2 protein-coding genes are annotated in these 1,235 nt (G+C 41.5%); both read right to left on the bottom strand.

What is annotated here, in order from left to right:
- Positions 1-86: 86 nt before the first annotated feature.
- Positions 87-554 carry a bacterioferritin gene (gene bfr / locus A3738_RS15665; RefSeq protein ID WP_068478530.1) on the bottom strand — a complete coding sequence of 156 codons (468 nt, stop codon included), beginning with the start codon at positions 552-554 and terminating at the stop codon, positions 87-89.
- Positions 555-564: 10 nt separating this feature from the next.
- Positions 565-1,038 (bottom strand): bacterioferritin, encoded by a 474-nt coding sequence (gene bfr / locus A3738_RS15660; protein ID WP_068478532.1) that lies wholly within the window; start codon positions 1,036-1,038, stop codon positions 565-567.
- Between the last annotated feature and the right edge of the window lie 197 nt (positions 1,039-1,235).

The raw sequence follows: 1,235 nt of genomic DNA, 5'->3' as shown, positions 1-1,235 counted from the left end.
TCATCTTCTGCTTATTAATTCTAGTCATATCTTTCGGCATAAAAAAACGCGGCTAAAAAACCGCGTTTTTCCTACACAATTCAGCCTTACATCATCGACTGTAAATAATTGGGCAATCCAATTTTATCGATAAGACCAAGTTGCTTCTCCAGCCAATAGGCATGATCTTCCTCTGAGTCTTTTAGCTGACCCAGAAGCATTTCTCGTGTTTCATAATCACGTTCTTGCTCACAGAGAGCGATCGCATCCTTAAGATTTTGAATAACAGAGTACTCAACTTCTAAATCACTTTTCAGCATTGAAACAACGTCAGCTCCAACATTGAGAGGCTCTCGTACTCCAAGATTTGGTGTTCCTTCGAGAAATAAAATGCGACGGATCATTTGGTCAGCATGATCAGTTTCTTCCTCACGCTCATGATCAAGACGCTCATAAAGCTTATTGAGCCCCCAGTCTTCGTACATGCGTGAATGGATAAAATACTGATCGACCGCGGTGAGTTCGCCAGCAAGAAGTTTGCTCAATGTATCGACAACTTTTTGATTACCTTTCATTTCAAAACCCCTATTCTTCGCCTAGCAATGATTGCGTATAGTTCTCGAGCCCCATCTTTTCGATGAGATCTCGCTGAGTTTCAATCCAATCGAAATGCTCTTCCTCATAGCTCAAAAGTTCGCGCAAGACATCTCTACTCACATAATCGCGCTGTGATTCGCAGTGCTCGATCGCATCGCGAAGGGTTGCCAAAGACTGCGTCTGAAACCTCAAGTCGCAAGACAGAATCTCGGGAACATCTTCGCCAATATACAGCTTGCCTAATTTTTGGAGATTGGGGATACCTTCCAAGAACAAGATACGCTCAATAAGCGCGTCCGCTTGTTTCATATCCTTGATAGATTTTTTGTACTCGACCTTATCAAGAACTGATAATCCCCAGTTCTTAGCCATTCGCGCATGAAGAAAATATTGATTGATCGATATAAGCTCATCCGCGAGCACATCGTTTAATTTTTGAATAACCGATACATCACCTTGCATAGCAAACCTCCCTTCGAAAGAATCAGGGCAAGTATATGCAAGGTTTAAGTTATTGAAAAGTTGAGAATAATGATACGAATCAGTATCAGTTAGATGACTGCCGCGTAGGCTAAGTCGAGAGAAGTATTGTCGTTATCTTGAGCCAATCTATTTTCTATAATTTCTTTAGTCGTACATGCACACTGACCACAACTTGT

The sequence above is a fragment of the Oleiphilus sp. HI0066 genome, assembly GCF_001635725.1.
The sequence above is the reverse complement of the archived record's forward strand: the minus strand, read 5'-3'. Positions and strand labels throughout refer to the sequence as shown.